Origin of the sequence: Paenibacillus sp. FSL M8-0212 (assembly GCF_038004645.1) — a bacterium.
Classification (GTDB): domain Bacteria; phylum Bacillota; class Bacilli; order Paenibacillales; family Paenibacillaceae; genus Paenibacillus.
In genome coordinates, this window is record NZ_JBBORP010000001.1 from 3,972,075 (window position 1) to 3,988,550 (window position 16,476).

Below are 16,476 nucleotides of genomic sequence, written 5' to 3' on the forward strand. Positions count from 1 at the left end.
CAGCTAAAGAAAGCGGCAATGCCCTCAGGCTTGCCGCTTTTAGTTTGTTTCCAATCCCGAATCTGATCTGCATAATAGCAATATATAAATACACTTACCTTCACCCAATAATATGAATAACTCCGTTTTTTGCACGCATTAAAATAGCTCTAGTTGCTCCGGTCCTTCTTCCTTCTCCGGTTCAGTACGGTCAGGAAAAGGCTTCACTGGCAGGTCCAGCAGGTCCATCATCATCTGGGCATTCGCCGCTGCATCGCCTCCGGAGTTGTTATTAAAAATAACATAGACATCCTTGCTCTGCTCCTGCAATTGCTCCAGATATCCTTTCCATTCCAACAATTCTTCCTTGTTGTAACGGTACAGGTAACGGGTCTCGCGCCAATTGGGCGCACCATTCTGATGCCAGCCGGACACGTTGCGTCCGTGCATGCGAACCAGTGTCATCTCCGAATCCGTCGCCTGTGGAACGATGGGAATGGAACCTGGACCCGCCTGAGGTTCGTCACAGACGCTGTGAATCCAGCCTTGTTCTTTCAGGAACGCAAGTGTGCGCTCTCGCATGTCACCTTCATACCAGCTACGATGACGGAATTCGAGGGCACACGGAATACCCTCCATTCTCAGTTTCACTTCACGAAGCTCTTTCACGTTGTCTTTATTGCACTCAAACCAAGGTGGATATTGAAACAAGGCTGCCTGCATCTTGCCAGCTTCAATGACGGGCTCTAGTGATTCTCGAAAAGCCTTATACATCTCTGACGTGCTGGTGAAGTAGGGCTTGCCCCGTAGATGTCCGGTCATTCCCTGATAGGCTTTGATGATAAAAGCAAAGGATTCGGGCGTCTCTGCAGCCCATCGTGCCATTCGATCCCGCGGCTGAACCGCGTAGAAGGAACTATCCACCTCCACGGTGGAGAAGTATTGTCCGTATAGACCGAGCTTGTCTTTGGCTTTGGTACGGTTTGGATAGAGATCTTCCTGATCCCCCCATCCGGTAAGTCCGATGCGAATCATAAGAACACCTCCTGTTGCTTTTTGAACAACTTCTTATAATTAACCGATTTACTGGCGTATGTCTAACATTATATCGTTTGCATTTTGGCTCTTCAATGTTGGAAACTTACTGGGATTTTTTGAGTTTGCAGAATAAAGACGTTACAATACATTAAAGCTAGGGGAAATGATCAGGCCTGTACAAAGCGTACTATAGATAGAGAACCAGTGACCAAGTGGAGGGCGAGAATGGATGACGGAATGGTATGAAAAGAGTTTTGGAGAAGATTACCTTCTCGTATACAAGCACCGGGATGTGCAGGGTGCCCATCAGGAAGTACATAAAATGATCAATTGGTTGAAGCTTGAGCCCAATGCTGAAGTATTGGATCTATGCTGCGGTATGGGACGGCACTCCATGGCACTTGCTGACGCAGGTTTACGAGTGACCGGAGTTGATCTGTCCGATGTGCTTTTGCGCGAAGCACGCCTAATGGACACTGAACACCGAGTATCTTGGTGTCACGCAGACATGCGTGAACTCCCGCTGAAAGGCGGCTTTGATGCCGTAGTCAATCTGTTCACATCGTTTGGTTATTTCCTGGAGGACGGAGAACAACTGAAAGTATTACGTGCCATTCATCGGATGCTTCGCCCGGGTGGCAGCTATATTATTGATTTTATGAATACGGCTTATGTGACTCGTCATCTGGTGCCGCACTCCGTCCGAGAGGATGAAGGGCAGCGAATTGAGGAGTTCCGCAAGATTGAGGATGGATTTGTGCAAAAGGAAATTCGTATTACGGACACCGCATCCGGACATGAACCGCGGGTATATCAGGAGCGTGTGAAGTTGTACACACGGGATCAACTGAGTCAGATGTTAAGTGCCGCCGGACTCCGGGTAGATCAGGTACATGGCGGCTATGACGAAGAGAAATATGACGAGCAGACTTCTCCACGCATGATTTTTGTGGGTCGTCGTCCTGTGGAGTGAACAGAGACAGTCTGGAAGGGGGATAACATGAAGCGCACAGAAGAGATGTCCATGACAGAGGGCATACACCGGGTCAAGATCAGCATGTCGTTTCCCTTGCGATGGGTGAACAGTTATGTGTTATCAGAACCGGATGGAACGATAACGATTATAGATCCGGGACCGCGTAATTCGGAAACAGAACAGGAGTGGGTTGAAGCGCTGGCAGATCTCGGCCTGACCTTTAGCGATATTCGTCAAATTGTACTGACCCACCATCACCCCGATCATCTTGGGTTGTCGGGTTGGATGCAACAGATGACGGGCGCACCCGTTCGAATGTCGACACGCTCCCGTCAAGAGGCTGATTATATGTGGGGACCTGATTCACGTATTAATACAATATTACCTGATTATTATGGTTGTCATGGTATGCCAGAAGACAAGACTGAGCAGATACATGAACATATGAAGGTATTTACTTCGCAGATTACGCCACTTCCGAATATCACACCTGTTGAAGATGGCGAGTGGCTCGATATGGGCGGGAAACGTTGGATTGCTGTGGAGACGGGTGGACATGCCCCAGGCCATTTATCCTTTTATGCGCCGGAGTCCATGGAGATTCTGTGCGGAGATGCAGTTTTGCCACAGATTTCACCGAATATCAGTCTGCAACCTGGCAGTGACCCTCAGCCATTATTGTCTTATATGGAAGGATTGCAACGTCTCGGTGCTTTGAATGTCAAGCAGGCGTATCCGGGACATCGGAATCCTTTTGCCCAGTTCAACGAACGGACAGTTCAATTGCTGGCTCATCACGAGGAACGTCTTCAGAAGATGACGGAGCGAATTCAGGAGTCACCGGCGAATGCTTATGACATCTGTGTGCACATGTTTGGCAATCGGCTGGGTACCCATCAACTGCGATTTGCCATGAGTGAGACGTTGGCCCATTTGCAGGAGTTACTTCGACGCGGAGTAGTGAAGCAAGAGCAGCAACCGGATGGCACGTTCTATTTTCAAATCTAAACGGAATGATGATATCGATATGAAATGATAATGTGATCTTGTATAGAGGCTCGGGACAGGAAATTCACCTGTTCTGGGCCTTTTTAGCCTCTCTTAACGGTTCATTCATCTATTTTTAAGCCAGCGCGACTATCATACAACTATGAACTTCGCTAGGGAGCGTTTTGAGACACACCCTAAAGAAAGCAGGGAAGAGCGATGACCAGAAAAAAACGGAATCAATGGAGAAAATGGCAAGCTTCAGCGGCAGCAACGTTGACTGTGGCTGCACTCTTTCAATATGTAAGAACTTCGGATGCCTTTGATGTGGCCTATGCAGCAGCGAATGGCACAGACACAAGTGTTACTGCTTCAAGCCAGGTGGATACGCATGATGATGTGATGGATGAATGGATCAACAGTACAACGGACAGCAACAATTGGAACACGCAGGACAATGACAATAATGATAGTCAATATAATGGAACATCTGATAGCACACAAGCAGCTCGGCCAGATCAGAGCACGAGTAACAAGGATAATTATTCAGATTCTCAGCGTTTCGGACAAAATAACCAGGGTACAGACTCCGGATACAGCAGTGGCAACTATCAGTCACGCACAGGTGCATCATGAGCCGCACAGAGCAAGTTGCTCGTCCGCTCCGATTTCAATTCCGTGCGATGAACACGGATGTTGAAGTGCAACTGTCCGCTGGGCGGGAAGAAGCTGAACATGCAGCAACCTTGGTGAAGAATTGGTTTGAGACGCAGGAGCAGCGCTTCAGTCGATTTGTGGCAGACAGTGAACTAAATCGTCTGAATGCTTCAACCGGATGGATGCCCATCTCCGCTGCGATGGATGAAGTTTTGAGTTTGGCATATGGATATATTGGACTGACCGAAGGGATTTTTCAACCGGGTATCTCCCAGGCTCTTCAGGCTTCGGGATATGATCTAAGTTTCGATAAGGTGCAGCAACGACAACCGCAACGTCCATTGCTTGAACGCATATTGCGAACGAGAACACCTGAATCATCAGGCTGGCTGGAAGATCGATATGACCACAGCCGTCCGAGTTGGATTCAGCGGGAAGGTAGCCGAATGGTTCATCTGGACCCCGGAGCTGAGTTGGACCTGGGAGGCATTGTTAAGGGCTGGGCAGTGGAGCGCATCGCAGACTGGTTACAGCGAACGTTGCATATTCCGGCGGGGTTGATTAACGCTGGTGGAGATATTCAAGTATGGGGTTCACCAGACCATTCCCAGTGGACCTTGGAAGTAGCAGATCCTTTGCAGAATCAGGGTGCTGTGTCGGGAGTGATCCGTTTACAGCGAGGAGCTGTTGCCACTTCGGGTATTTCCCGCAGACAATGGCAGAATACGGATGGAAGTCTTGCGCACCATCTTATTGACCCTCGGACGATGGAACCGGCGGATACGGATGTGTTACAGTGTACCGTTCTGGGACAGCATGCTTCGCAATGCGAGATTATTGCCAAGACGGTCTGCATTTTGGGAAGTGCTGAAGCGGTGGGCTGGTTAAACCGACATTACGATCGGCATGACGTCCTGTGGATGACACGGGATGGAATTACTTATTTTAGAGGGAATACGGATACGCTTGCTGAGCACTGGCCCGGGTTTGATCCGGATCATCGCTTCAGTCTGATCTAAACGAGGACAAGTCTAACAGATATGGGGGGGCCGGTTATGGCACAATGGATTGTAGATTACCTGCCGACGTGGAATATCATTCGAATTAGTGGAATTGCTGCTTATGTACTGCTCTTTGCCGGAGTGTTTCTGGGCATTGCGCAAGGGATGCCTATGGCCAAAGGCAAACCAAAAGCAGCCATGTTCAAATGGCATACGCGAACGACCTGGCTCGCCTTCGGACTTGGACTCGTGCACGCATTAACGTTATATATTGATCATTACAGCCCATTTACCTGGGGAGAACTTCTGATTCCTTTTACCGCCTCCGTGCATCCGATTGGCAGTGGTCTGGGAACGTTAGCCTTCTACGGATTAGTGATTGTCCTGTTATCCAGTGATCTGCGAAACAAGCTGGGCCGTAAATGGTGGTTCATGTTCCACCTCCTGTCCTATCCGGTGTTCATTGGTTTGCTGGTTCACGGCATGGTTACCGGAACGGATTCTGGCAATATCATCATGCGGATGATGTATGTATTTACCGGACTCAGCATTCTCGGTATCACGGTGTTGCGTGGCATGTTGAGAGAACGCAAAGGCCCGGAAATTACGATTGGACCGAAACGGGAAATATCTGGTTCACCTTCCGAGCAGAATTGGGTTGAAGGTTTTGGTTTGGTGGGAACGGTACGACCTAAACATCTGAAATAATAACATGTGGATTATCCAATATGTATCGTTACACATGCAAAAGAAGCGGCCATCAGGCCGCTTTTTCCATGAACAGTTATTTTATTAAACAGTTATTTCACGAAGCATCCATACACATGTCCAATGTTCCACATGACTTCAGATATGAAACGAGTTACGCATTATACAGCGTCATCACTGACAGGTTTTTCTCCCAGTGCTTCTTCAAGCTCGGATTGTTTGCGATGGGCGATCCGACTGCTCGCTGCCGATGCAATCGCACCGACAATATCATCGAAGAACGTATGGACAGGCCCCAGGCTCTTGTCATTCAGTCGTTCAAGCACCCCTGGTTTCAGCTTGTCCACATAACCATAATTCGTAAATCCAATGCTGCCATATACATTGACGATGGAGAATGCCAAAATCTCATCCACGCCGTACAGTCCTTCATCGTTCTCAATCATCTCCTGCAAAGGAGATATGAGCTGCCCCTGTTCTGCCAGAATATCAAGCTGAATCCCGGTCAGAACAGCGTTCTGTACCTCACGTTTACGGAGAACCATCTCCACATTTTCGATACATTCTTCCATCGTAAGACCTGGATAATATTTTTTCTGCAATAACATAACCAGTTCTGCGATCTCAGGGATCGTGACGCCCCGCTTATGCAGCCATTCCCTTGTTGCCTCCGCCACCTTGCGGCTATTTAGGCTGTAAGGGATTTTTTCTTGCTCAGGATGTTCCATGGGCGATTCCTCCTCTGAAGTTAGCAATGTCCCTACTCTTGCTTCCTAATACGTTATTAACCTGTTTTACGTTTCTTTAAGATCATATATAAGTTTTCAGCGAAGCGATTATCTTTTAGTTATTTTTTGGACAAAGGCTCGTATACATGGTAGTACAAACTGTAAAAATGATGAGGGGGAACGTGATCATGAGAAAGATCCAATCTTTGCGTACGGTATCGGCAGCTGCGCTGCTGAGCATTCCTATGGTGTTGTCAGGTTGTGGCATGTTTGGAGCACAGTCTTCCGAAGCTGTTGATCCACCACCGCCCATTCAGGAAGCAGCCATGATTCAGGCAGCCGAAGGAAATGGAGCACTCGCAACGCTCCCTTTAACGACGGTATATTTGCAAGACCAGCAGGGGCTGCTCGCTCCGGTATCCCTGACACTTCCTTCTGGAACAGATGCCAGCAGTCCAAAGACAGCACTGGATACACTTGTCACAGGCGGGGCTTATGCGGGTATGCTGCCTGAAGGATTCCAGGGCGTTCTCCCGCAGGGAACAGTTGTGCAGAATGTAACGATTCACGCGGATGACAAGCTGGCGGTCGTGGAGTTCTCGGGTAATTTTGCCAAGTATGATGCGAAGGAAGAACGGAAAATGCTAGAAGCTGTCACGTGGACATTGACGGGAACGCCTGATGTGGAGAATGTGCAGATCTGGGTGGATGGCAAAAAGTTAACACAAATGCCGGTGAACAGCACGCCGTTGCCTGAACCGCTGAATCGGGCTGTGGGAATCAATCTGGATCTGGGTGATGCGTTTGTGGCGAACAGCAGCCCGGTCACGGTCTATTTCTCAGCAGTTTCACCAGCAGGCATCCAATATTATGTTCCAGTTACACGTCTCGTTACCCCTGGTGAAGATCGGGTGCAGGCAGCGTTGAACGAACTGATCAAGGGACCTGACAAAGGCGGCGAACTGGAAGAGGTTATGACAGGCGGAACGGAGCTGCAATCGGTCAAAACGGCAGAGGATGGCACGGTCACGGTTGCCTTGAAAGATGATATGTTTGCCGAAGGAGATATCGTGCCAAGCGAGCTGTTACAGTCTGTTGTGTTAACCACTGCGGAGAACACAGCCAGCAAGGATGCCAAAGTACAGATCGAGTGGAACGGCCAAAAAACGGTCATGGGTGACGACAACAGGGATTACAGTGCGCCGGTTTCCAAGCCTGAATATATCAACGAAATTCCGATTTAATGAGCAAGGAATGCTTAAGGATGCTTTTAACCGAACTCTTTGGTAAAATATAAGGGATTAGTAAAAGTGTGAACAAGCTCAACATTACAGAATGCTTAAGTCGTAGGAGGCAGAAAATATGAGATCAAACGGACGAACCAGCGAACAGCTGCGCCCGCTGAATTTAACAGTGAACACGAATAAATACGCCGAGGGCTCTGTACTGATTGAAGTTGGAGATACAAAGGTGATCTGTACAGCTACAGTGGAGGAACGTGTTCCTCCCTTTATGAAAGGGCAGGGTAAAGGCTGGGTAACAGCTGAATATTCCATGTTGCCACGTGCAACACATACTCGGAACCAACGTGAAGCAAATCGCGGCAAATTAACTGGACGCACCATGGAAATTCAGCGTCTGATTGGTCGGGCACTGCGCTCGGTGGTCAATTTGCAGGCTCTTGGTGAGCGTACGATTACACTGGACTGTGATGTTATTCAAGCCGACGGAGGCACACGCACAACGTCCATTACGGGAGCGTTTGTAGCGCTGGCGCTTGCTGTGAACAAGATTTCCCAACAGCACAAACTGCAAGTGTTCCCGATTACGGATTTCATTGCCGCAGTAAGTGTGGGTGTTGTGGGTGAACAGCCTGTACTGGATCTGAACTATGATGAAGATTCCAAAGCCAAGGTAGATATGAACCTGGTGATGACAGGCGGCGGTAAATACGTCGAGCTTCAGGGAACAGGTGAGGAAGCACCATTTGATCGCCGTGAACTGAACGCCATGTTGGAACTTGGCGAACAGGGAATTCTGGAAATGATCGAGCGTCAAAAAGAAGTGCTTGGACCGATTGCGCTCAAGATCGGCGCGCGTGGATTAGGGGAAGCTTAAGATGAGTTTGGACAGCCCAATCCTCATTGTTGCAACCCGCAATGCGGGTAAAGTCCGTGAATTCGCTCATGCTTTCGCACCACTTGGCAAAGAGGTTAAGAGTATGTTTGACTATCCGGAGCTGCCGGATGTGGTGGAAGATGGCGTAACGTTTGCGGAGAATGCCTGGAAGAAAGCCAAGGCGGTTGGTGATGCACTTGGTTTGCCCGTTCTGGCAGACGATTCAGGACTTTGCGTAGATCTGTTGGACGGGGAGCCAGGAGTATATTCAGCGAGATATGCGGGCGAAGGAGCAACGGATGCACAGAACAATGCGAAGTTGCTGGAGACGCTGGAATCGTTAAAATCCGGTGAGGACACCGAGCAACCGCTACTAAGTCCAGCTCGTTTCGTCTGTGCGCTGGTACTGTACGATCCGACAACAGGTGATAAGTATGAATCGGAGGGCACTGCGGAAGGCTGGATTACGGCTCAAGCTGCAGGTGCTGGCGGTTTTGGATATGATCCACTCTTCTATGTACCTGAATACGAGATGACGATGGCGGAGCTGACGCTCGAGCAAAAGCAGGCGATTAGCCATCGTGGTCATGCGCTGAGAGCACTCGTATCCAGACTTGAAGGCTGAGACTAAACGAAACATCTTGATTTAACTTCATGATATGTGAACATCAAAGCGTTAATGGGAGGACAGAAGCATTCCGATGGGATGCTTCATCCGCCATTAACGCTTTTTGTATGAAATGAAGTATTTGATCGGGTTTGTTGAGGTCCATCCATATACCTAATGGTGAGTGCTATTTTCTGCGACTATATAATAGAACGTATGTTCTTGTACCTACATTAAAATTGGTTTACATTGCACGATTGGGAATCTCATTGGGACTGGAGTTGGAAGAAGTTGCAAGCCTTGTGTGGTATGGGTTAACATTCAAACTAACGAATCACATATGAACCTTAAACGGAGGGATCTACTCATGCAAGAAGTGAAGCTTGTTGTGTCTTACGATGATTATGAGGACGGCATTCGTATGGAAAAATTAATAAAGGAACTGGCGGCTAAACCGGAGGCCAGCTCATTGGAAAGTCTGGTCATCGGAGATTGGGGACAAGCTTATGAAAATTCACCTGATGAGTTCATGAGTGCGCTCGTCGAGTCGGCTTCAAGCTTTCCGTCATTGAAGAAACTGTTTATTGGAGAAATGGGATTCGAAGAATGTGAAGTATCATGGATTATCCAGACGAATCTCACACCGCTGTTAGGTGCCTTTCCAGAATTAAAATCATTCTCTGTCATGGGCAGTAGCGGCCTCAGTCTGGAACCACTCCAGCATGCCAAGCTTGAAGAACTGATTATTATTTGTGGCGGTCTCCCGAAAGAAGTGTTATCTTCAATCACCCATGCCAAGTTGCCTGAATTGCGTAAACTGGAACTGTACCTGGGTGTGGATAATTATGGTTTCAATGGATCACTTGAAGATGTACTCCCTTTGCTAGAAAAAGGATTATTTCCAAAGTTGGTTTACTTGGGTCTGAAAGACAGTGAAATTCAGGATGAGATTGCCAAAGCAGCAGCCGAAGCACCTATTCTGGATCAACTTGAAGTACTGGATTTATCGCAAGGAACGTTGTCCGATGAAGGGGCTGAGGCGTTGCTTGCCAGTGACAAGATCAAGAAACTGAAACATCTTGATCTAAGTTACCATTACATGACCAATGAAATGATCAGTCGCTGGAACCAATCAGGTATATCTGTAGATGTTAACGACCAGCAACAGAGTGATGAGGATGACTGGCGCTATCCATCGTTAACGGAATAGTCGATGTCAGGTGTAAAAGAAATGAATGAAAGCCTGCATCAATTAATTGATGTGCCTGATCTAACGCAAGATCAGCCCTTTTTATTGATCGGAAACCCTGATAACCGACGAACACAAGGGCTGCAAGAGGCGAGGCATAGATTGGGTTTGAAACCTGCGGTTGTACTGCCATATGCTCAAATGCTGCAGAATTGGAGATACGGACGAACCATCGCTGATACAGTAGATTCCAATCTGCCCGTACCCCTGATTCGAATTGATGCTCCTGGTGAGGAGTGGGAAGTGGAACGTGAGCTACTGTTTCTTGGAGCTATGAACGATACGTCAACATTAACGGGTGGAATGGGTACAGAAGCATTTTCCGCAGAACAGGCACTTGCGCTGGAACAGGAGTGGGGAAGAATCTACGCTCCTGCCCAGTGGTTCCATGGCTGGAAAGCGTGTCTGGATCGAATCGGCCGTGAGGCTCGGGAAATATGGCCTGAAGTCCGATTCATGAATGATCCTGCTGATATCCAATTGATGTTTGACAAGAGAGTATGTCAGCAGCATCTATCTTCACATGGAGTTGATGTACCTCCGGCGCTTCCATCTTCGCAGTCAATCCGCAATTATATGGACCTGCGTAGCTCAATGAAGGTTGCCGATATGCATCGTGTATTTGTGAAGCTTGCGTGCGGCTCCGGGGCTTCAGGAGTTGTTGCCTATCAAGTCAATCCCCGAACGGGTGATGAAATTGCTGTAACAACGATGGGAATGGAACAGAGACAGGGCAAGACGATATTCTTCAATGAAGGACGTCTACGCCAGTATACCCGCAGTGAAGAGATTGCTACGCTGATGAACTGGTTATGTGCAGAAGGTGCACAGATTGAACGATGGATGCCCAAAGCCACACTGGATCAGCGGGCCTACGATATTCGCCAATTGGTTGCGGGTGGACAGGCAGGCCACGCGATTATGCGACTTAGTCGTACCCCTATAACCAATCTGCATCTGCGCAATGAGCGTATGTTGCCTGCTGAAGCAGGTCTGGATGAACAGCGGATGTCACTGGTTCGGAAGACAGCGCAAGCAGCTATGTCTGCATTCCCTAACTCGTGGTCAGCCGGGATTGATGTGATGCTTACGAGTGGTCCGAGTCCGCGTGCTTATGTACTGGATGTGAATCCATTTGGAGATCTGTTATACAGGGTTGAGCATCATGGGCTCGGAACCTATGAGTGGGAAATGGAGCTTTTACGAAAGGAGCCTATTCAACATGCCTGATATGAACACCATCGTGGGCTCCCATGATCTGTTAATGATTACGCTGGATACGTTACGATATGACGTAGCCAAGCTGGAAGAGGCGAATTGTCCTAATCTCTGTGGTTCGGGTCCGTGGGAGAAACGTCATACCCCGGGCAGTTTTACATATGCGGCGCACCACGCTTTTTTTGGTGGTTTTATGCCGACACCTGCTAATACGGACAAGGCATCTCATGTAAGATTGTTTCATTCCCGGAATACCGGACTCAAGACACATCCACATACCTGGCTGTTTGATACACCAGATATCGTATCCGGGTTCGCAGCCGAAGGTTACCGCACCATCTGTATTGGCGGCGTCATCTTTTTTACGAAAAAAAACCCGCTTGCAAAAGTATTGCCTGGTTATTTCCAACAGAGCTATTGGCGAATGAACTTTGGGGTAACCAACCCCAAATCGACAGAACATCAGGTACAGCATGCATTAAAGTTGCTTGAACAGACACCGCCGGATGAAAAGATATTTATGTTTTTGAACGTGTCTGCCATTCATGGCCCCAATCGTTACTTTGTAGAAGGTGCCAAGGAGGACTCGGTGGAGACTCAGCGAGCTGCACTCCGATATGTAGATGAGGCCCTTGGGCCATTGTTCGAGGCGATGAGGCAACGCGCCCGGCCTGCCTTTTGTTTAGCTTTTTCCGATCATGGTACAGCTTACGGTGAAGACGGATATCAAGGGCACCGGCTTGCACATGATGTCGTCTGGACGGTGCCTTACCGTGAATTTATAGTATAGAATGGATTACTCTTATGATGACAACAACCGGAGACAGGAGGAAACCGATGGACAAACATTTACAACATACAACAACAGGCCATTCCACACAGTCCGGATCCAATATAGCTACAGGTCTCAGTGAAGTACTGGCATTCCCTTATCGTTCTTACTTATACTCGTACCCGCACAAGACCGCATATCGGGAGCTTGACCCACCACTGCCGTTGGGGCCATTGTGGGAACGAGAAAACACCGATACCTATTTTTTATATATGCACATTCCCTTTTGCGCTGCTCGTTGCGGATTCTGTAATTTGTTCACCCTGCCGGATCGACGGGATGATACGCATGAACGCTATGTAGATGCACTGGAGCGTCAGGCGAAGCAGTGGGCGCCCATTACATCTCGGAGACCGTACTCGCGGTTTGCGATTGGTGGAGGAACGCCTACATTATTGAATGAGGTTCAGTTGAATCGTCTGTTTGATATTGCTGAACATGTTATGGGGCTGGACCCTGCGCAAGCATCGATTTCAGTGGAAACGTCGCCGGATACCGTTACGGAAGCCAAGTTAGCCATTATGAAGGAACGAAGTGTGGATCGTATTAGCATGGGCATCCAGAGTTTTATTGAAGCTGAAGCATCTGCCATCTATCGTCCGCAAAAACCACAGGAGGTCGAACGAGCGCTTGAGAAGCTTACTCGCTATGATTTCCCATTGTTAAATCTGGATCTGATCTATGGTTTGCCGGGTCAAACGGTGGAATCGTGGATTTATTCATTGGAAAGAGTTCTGGCCTACGAACCGGGCGAAATTTTTATCTATCCCTTGTATACACGGGAAAATACAATCGTGAAGCCTGATGATATTCGCCGTCAGGGACCTGACATCCGGATGGAACTGTATAAAGCTGCACGTGAGACTTTAAAAAGTAAAGGTTATGTGCAATATTCGATGCGCAGATTTGCCAAAGAACAGTCGTCCTCGAAAGTGCTTCTGCCTTATAGTTGTCAGGAGGAGGGCATGGTTGGTCTGGGATGTGGCGCACGCTCTTATACGAGTGAAGTACATTATGCTTCCAAGTATGGCGTGAGTTACAAGGCCACACAAAGCATCATTGCCGATTATGTGGCAACTGAGCGCTACGATGTGGCGGATTATGGCATCGTGTTAAGCCGTGAGGAACAGAGACGTCGCTTTATTCTGAAAGCCTTGCTGCATCGGGAGGGATTGACGTTGTCTGACTACCAACAGCGCTTTGGTACCGATGTGATGTCCGACTATGTCTGGTTGGCTGAACTGTTGACAGAGGGCATGGCGGAGTTGGAGAACGATGAGGGCAAGCAGGTGCTGCGTCTGACAGAAGAAGGACTGGGTTACTCCGATGCGATTGGAGATTGGCTTATATCTGCCGAAATTCGTGAACAGATGGAAGGGTTTGTTTTCTCATGAGAGCGACTTTGTATTATCGGGGGAAGTTGTCTTCCTGTAATTACGACTGTCCATACTGCCCTTTTAGCAAAACGGTGGATTCCAAAGAGACGTTGGAAGTGGATGAACAACAATTGCGTCAATTTGTGAATTGGGTGAGGGAGCAGGAAAGTGCCGGGCATCAATTTTCGATTTTCTTCAATCCCTATGGTGAAGCTTTGGTGCGTCGTTGGTACCGGGAAGCGATGGTTGAGCTGTCACATATGCCACATGTGGATAAAGTTGCAATCCAAACCAACCTGTCCGTCAAGCTGGATTGGGCGAGGGAACTGGATGCGAACACAGCAGCCTTTTGGGCGACGTATCATCCTCGTGAGACAAAAGAGGCTTCTTTTGTAAAACAATGTCTGACCTTGCGTCAGATGGGACTTGCTTTTAGTGTCGGTACGGTCGGACTCCGTAGTGCTTTCCCCGCAATTGAGTCCATGAGACAGGCTTTGCCGGATGATGTGTATATGTGGGTAAATGCCTTCAAAGATCGACCCAAGTATTACGCGCCGGAAGAGATTCAGTTTTTACGTGGGCTTGATCCGCTTTTTGAAGGTAATCTGCAGGATTATGAGAGCTTGGGCAAACGATGTGCTGCCGGTTCGGAAGTATTTTATGTACAGGGGTCCGGGCATGTGAAGAGGTGTTACAAGGATCGTCGAATCATTGGACATCTGTATCGCGATGGTTTGCAGGCTTTGGCTGAGGATCGGCCTTGTCGCATGAAAAAATGTGGCTGTTACATCGGTTATATCCATATGGAGGATTCCCCGTTCAGGGAAACCTTTGGTAGCGGGCTGCTGGAACGTAATCCGGTATTGATCAATCGTTAACTTTGAATTGAAATGCGCTGAAATTGATAAAGACTTTACACCAGTAAGTACTGCTGGGTAAAGTCTTTTTTTTATTTTGGTCTAACGATTCAAAATGTGTAATTTAGGATAAAAGAGATGTAGTATATTGTCGATTATGCGTGTATAAAAACCTAAATTATAGTATGGGTAGATACTATAGACCTAAATTTAATTGCGCAATATACTAACCTGTTTTAAGTAGTCTCATATTTATCCATTTTTATTTGAATTAAAAGGAGGGAGAATTTTAGCGTCCAGATTGACTACATAATTCATGATTGAAATACATTGAAACGTATGGGGGAAATGAAATGAAAAGAGTATCCATTAGTAGGAAATTGCTTTTAGGTTTTGGTTCTGTACTTCTTTTATTGATAGCCGTTGTAGTCATCTCATATACTCACTTTATCTCGGTTGAGAAAACGTTTACGGATTTAATCCGGGAGCGTACCGCCAAACTGCTCACTATTAAAAACATGATCATCGATGTGAAATCTCAGCAGGTTGCTTTACGGAATTTTGTGACGGAAGAGAATGATCAAAGCGAGCAACAATTCAAGTCTTTTTATGAAGATTATCGTAAAACAAGCGAAGAATTAAGATCAGGGATTCAAACCCCAACGATGATTGATTTTCTGGATCGTTCAGACCGCAGTGCGGAGGAATATTATGCTTTTGGACAGAGTGTCATTGAATTGAAAAAACAAGGTAGCACTAGCGAGATCACAAGGATGCTGTTAGATACAGGTCCAACGATCATATCCGGATTTGAAGAAACGGTAACTGCCATGGAACAACATCAGCAAAATTCATTGGACACTGGCATTGTAAATGCTAATCAACTCATTCAAAAAGTACTTCGTTTAATCATGATCATTGGTATCATCTCGATCGTTTTAGGCGTGGTAATTGCATTGATCATGGGGAGAATCATATCCAAACCGGTTGCACATGTGGCAAGGGCTGCAAGCCGAATTGCTGATGGAGACCTGACGGGTGAGGCGATTGTTGTTCGTAATCGGGATGAGATCGGAGAACTGGCGGAATCCTTCAACAAGATGATGGAGAACTTGCGCCATTTAATCCATCAGGTGGGTCATAATGCAGATCGGGTAGCTGCTTCTTCTGAGGAGTTAACGGCAAGTACAGAGCAAACGGCGACAGCGACCGAACAGGTAGCTACAACGATGGAAGAGATTGCTACGGGTATGGATACGCAGGTGAGTATGGTTGGAGACGGGTTTCATACGATTAATGAATTGTCCACAGGCTTTAAGCAGATGACAGTGAATACACAAAATATGTCGGATGAAGCAACGAATGCGTCAGCGAAAACCATATCTGGTAATGATGCGGTTCAATCGGCTGTTGGGCAGATGAACTCGATTCATCAGACTGTACGTGTACTCGCTACGGTTATTGAAGAACTAGGTAATCATTCAGATGAGATTGGATCTATGGTTGAAAGTATCTCCGAAATATCGGCACAAACGAATCTGCTGTCTCTTAATGCGGCTATCGAAGCTGCAAGAGCAGGTGAGCATGGTCGTGGATTCGAGGTGGTTGCTACAGAGGTGCGCAAGCTGTCTGATCAATCTGCGAAATCAGCGGAACAGATCAGTGTACTCGTAGCTGCTATACGCAAAGGGATGAATAATGCATCACAATCCATGGGAGAAGTAAACGCTGAGGTTCAGGAAGGCATAGAACTTGTCCGTAAAGCAGGAGGTACTTTTGAGGAGATTCGTGAAGCTGTCGGCAATGTCGCAGGTCAGACTCAGGAAGTATCTGCATCCATTGAACAAATGGCGGCGGGTGTGGAGCAGATCAATGTGTCCATGAAGACCATCATGGAAGTAACAGAGAATGCGGCTGCCGGAACAGAGGAAGTTAGTGCAACGTCCGAGGAACAACTGTCTGCCATGCAGGAGATCGCATCGGCGGCTAATGACCTTTCCTCTATGGCGGAAGAGTTACAGGAGTCCGTTAGTCGATTCAAAGTGTAATCATGGATATACTTCTGGGTGAAGTTCAATATTTATGAATAATCGTATCGTGTATGTAAAACAAGTGGGTGCCCAGGAGAACAACAGTTATGCTGTT

16 protein-coding genes are annotated in these 16,476 nt (G+C 47.5%); 14 read left to right on the top strand and 2 right to left on the bottom strand.

Annotation, left to right across the window (positions count from 1 at the left end):
• Positions 1-138: 138 nt before the first annotated feature.
• Complete coding sequence (locus MKX68_RS17525) at positions 139-1,014, bottom strand: DUF72 domain-containing protein (RefSeq protein WP_340913289.1); 876 nt, start codon at positions 1,012-1,014, stop codon at positions 139-141.
• Between the two features lie 232 nt (positions 1,015-1,246).
• Between MKX68_RS17525 and MKX68_RS17530 the strand changes: the two genes are divergently transcribed.
• The 5 genes from MKX68_RS17530 to MKX68_RS17550 all read left to right on the top strand — a co-directional run bounded on the left by MKX68_RS17530 (position 1,247) and on the right by MKX68_RS17550 (position 5,346).
• Positions 1,247-1,990, top strand: coding sequence for a class I SAM-dependent methyltransferase (locus tag MKX68_RS17530; protein ID WP_340913290.1), 744 nt, complete (start codon positions 1,247-1,249; stop codon positions 1,988-1,990).
• Between the two features lie 27 nt (positions 1,991-2,017).
• On the top strand, positions 2,018-3,001 hold the full coding sequence (locus MKX68_RS17535) for an MBL fold metallo-hydrolase (RefSeq protein WP_338588388.1): 984 nt from the start codon (positions 2,018-2,020) through the stop codon (positions 2,999-3,001).
• A gap of 198 nt (positions 3,002-3,199) precedes the next feature.
• Entirely contained in the window at positions 3,200-3,616 is a 417-nt protein-coding gene (locus MKX68_RS17540) for a hypothetical protein (protein WP_338588387.1), read from the top strand.
• On the top strand, positions 3,613-4,656 hold the full coding sequence (locus tag MKX68_RS17545) for an FAD:protein FMN transferase (protein WP_338588386.1): 1,044 nt from the start codon (positions 3,613-3,615) through the stop codon (positions 4,654-4,656). Before MKX68_RS17540 ends, MKX68_RS17545 begins: the two co-directional genes overlap by 4 nt.
• Positions 4,657-4,692: 36 nt before the next feature.
• Complete coding sequence (locus MKX68_RS17550) at positions 4,693-5,346, top strand: ferric reductase-like transmembrane domain-containing protein (protein WP_340913295.1); 654 nt, start codon at positions 4,693-4,695, stop codon at positions 5,344-5,346.
• Positions 5,347-5,507: 161 nt separating this feature from the next.
• On the opposite strand, the gene MKX68_RS17555 is transcribed toward MKX68_RS17550, so the two are convergent.
• Positions 5,508-6,074 (bottom strand): phosphatidylglycerophosphatase A family protein, encoded by a 567-nt coding sequence (locus MKX68_RS17555; RefSeq protein WP_091037633.1) that lies wholly within the window; start codon positions 6,072-6,074, stop codon positions 5,508-5,510.
• A gap of 188 nt (positions 6,075-6,262) precedes the next feature.
• Here MKX68_RS17555 and MKX68_RS17560 point away from each other — a divergent pair, with 188 nt between their 5' ends.
• The 9 genes from MKX68_RS17560 (at position 6,263) to MKX68_RS17600 (ending at position 16,379) form a co-directional block, all read left to right on the top strand.
• Positions 6,263-7,318: a GerMN domain-containing protein gene (locus tag MKX68_RS17560; protein WP_340913299.1), complete on the top strand. Its 1,056-nt coding sequence runs from the start codon at positions 6,263-6,265 to the stop codon at positions 7,316-7,318.
• 118 nt (positions 7,319-7,436) lie between these two features.
• A complete protein-coding gene (rph, locus tag MKX68_RS17565) occupies positions 7,437-8,192 on the top strand; it encodes a ribonuclease PH (protein ID WP_017692572.1) in 756 nt (251 codons plus the stop codon).
• Position 8,193: 1 nt separating this feature from the next.
• The gene (locus MKX68_RS17570; protein WP_017692573.1) at positions 8,194-8,817 is read left to right on the top strand and encodes an XTP/dITP diphosphatase; all 624 of its coding nucleotides are present in this window, start codon (positions 8,194-8,196) and stop codon (positions 8,815-8,817) included.
• Positions 8,818-9,166: 349 nt separating this feature from the next.
• Entirely contained in the window at positions 9,167-10,009 is an 843-nt protein-coding gene (locus tag MKX68_RS17575) for an STM4015 family protein (RefSeq protein WP_340913301.1), read from the top strand.
• 21 nt (positions 10,010-10,030) lie between these two features.
• Positions 10,031-11,278, top strand: a complete 1,248-nt coding sequence (locus MKX68_RS17580) for an STM4014 family protein (protein WP_340913303.1) — start codon at positions 10,031-10,033, stop codon at positions 11,276-11,278.
• On the top strand, positions 11,271-12,056 hold the full coding sequence (locus MKX68_RS17585; RefSeq protein WP_338588381.1) for an STM4013/SEN3800 family hydrolase: 786 nt from the start codon (positions 11,271-11,273) through the stop codon (positions 12,054-12,056). The genes MKX68_RS17580 and MKX68_RS17585 overlap by 8 nt, the downstream gene beginning before the upstream one ends.
• 47 nt (positions 12,057-12,103) lie before the next feature.
• The gene (locus MKX68_RS17590; RefSeq protein ID WP_340913308.1) at positions 12,104-13,492 is read left to right on the top strand and encodes an STM4012 family radical SAM protein; all 1,389 of its coding nucleotides are present in this window, start codon (positions 12,104-12,106) and stop codon (positions 13,490-13,492) included.
• A complete protein-coding gene (locus tag MKX68_RS17595) occupies positions 13,489-14,352 on the top strand; it encodes an STM4011 family radical SAM protein (protein ID WP_338588379.1) in 864 nt (287 codons plus the stop codon). The genes MKX68_RS17590 and MKX68_RS17595 overlap by 4 nt, the downstream gene beginning before the upstream one ends.
• 332 nt (positions 14,353-14,684) lie before the next feature.
• Entirely contained in the window at positions 14,685-16,379 is a 1,695-nt protein-coding gene (locus tag MKX68_RS17600) for a methyl-accepting chemotaxis protein (protein WP_340913310.1), read from the top strand.
• The last annotated feature ends 97 nt before the right edge of the window (positions 16,380-16,476 follow it).

Bases quoted from the DNA above. Each gene is read 5' to 3' on its own strand.
- MKX68_RS17525 (WP_340913289.1), bottom strand. From the start codon at position 1,014: ATGATTCGCATCGGACTTACCGGATGGGGGGATCAGGAAGATCTCTAT.
- MKX68_RS17530 (WP_340913290.1), top strand. From the start codon at position 1,247: ATGACGGAATGGTATGAAAAGAGTTTTGGAGAAGATTACCTTCTCGTA.
- MKX68_RS17535 (WP_338588388.1), top strand. From the start codon at position 2,018: ATGAAGCGCACAGAAGAGATGTCCATGACAGAGGGCATACACCGGGTC.
- MKX68_RS17540 (WP_338588387.1), top strand. From the start codon at position 3,200: ATGACCAGAAAAAAACGGAATCAATGGAGAAAATGGCAAGCTTCAGCG.
- MKX68_RS17545 (WP_338588386.1), top strand. From the start codon at position 3,613: ATGAGCCGCACAGAGCAAGTTGCTCGTCCGCTCCGATTTCAATTCCGT.
- MKX68_RS17550 (WP_340913295.1), top strand. From the start codon at position 4,693: ATGGCACAATGGATTGTAGATTACCTGCCGACGTGGAATATCATTCGA.
- MKX68_RS17555 (WP_091037633.1), bottom strand. From the start codon at position 6,074: ATGGAACATCCTGAGCAAGAAAAAATCCCTTACAGCCTAAATAGCCGC.
- MKX68_RS17560 (WP_340913299.1), top strand. From the start codon at position 6,263: ATGAGAAAGATCCAATCTTTGCGTACGGTATCGGCAGCTGCGCTGCTG.
- rph (WP_017692572.1), top strand. From the start codon at position 7,437: ATGAGATCAAACGGACGAACCAGCGAACAGCTGCGCCCGCTGAATTTA.
- MKX68_RS17570 (WP_017692573.1), top strand. From the start codon at position 8,194: ATGAGTTTGGACAGCCCAATCCTCATTGTTGCAACCCGCAATGCGGGT.
- MKX68_RS17575 (WP_340913301.1), top strand. From the start codon at position 9,167: ATGCAAGAAGTGAAGCTTGTTGTGTCTTACGATGATTATGAGGACGGC.
- MKX68_RS17580 (WP_340913303.1), top strand. From the start codon at position 10,031: ATGAATGAAAGCCTGCATCAATTAATTGATGTGCCTGATCTAACGCAA.
- MKX68_RS17585 (WP_338588381.1), top strand. From the start codon at position 11,271: ATGCCTGATATGAACACCATCGTGGGCTCCCATGATCTGTTAATGATT.
- MKX68_RS17590 (WP_340913308.1), top strand. From the start codon at position 12,104: ATGGACAAACATTTACAACATACAACAACAGGCCATTCCACACAGTCC.
- MKX68_RS17595 (WP_338588379.1), top strand. From the start codon at position 13,489: ATGAGAGCGACTTTGTATTATCGGGGGAAGTTGTCTTCCTGTAATTAC.
- MKX68_RS17600 (WP_340913310.1), top strand. From the start codon at position 14,685: ATGAAAAGAGTATCCATTAGTAGGAAATTGCTTTTAGGTTTTGGTTCT.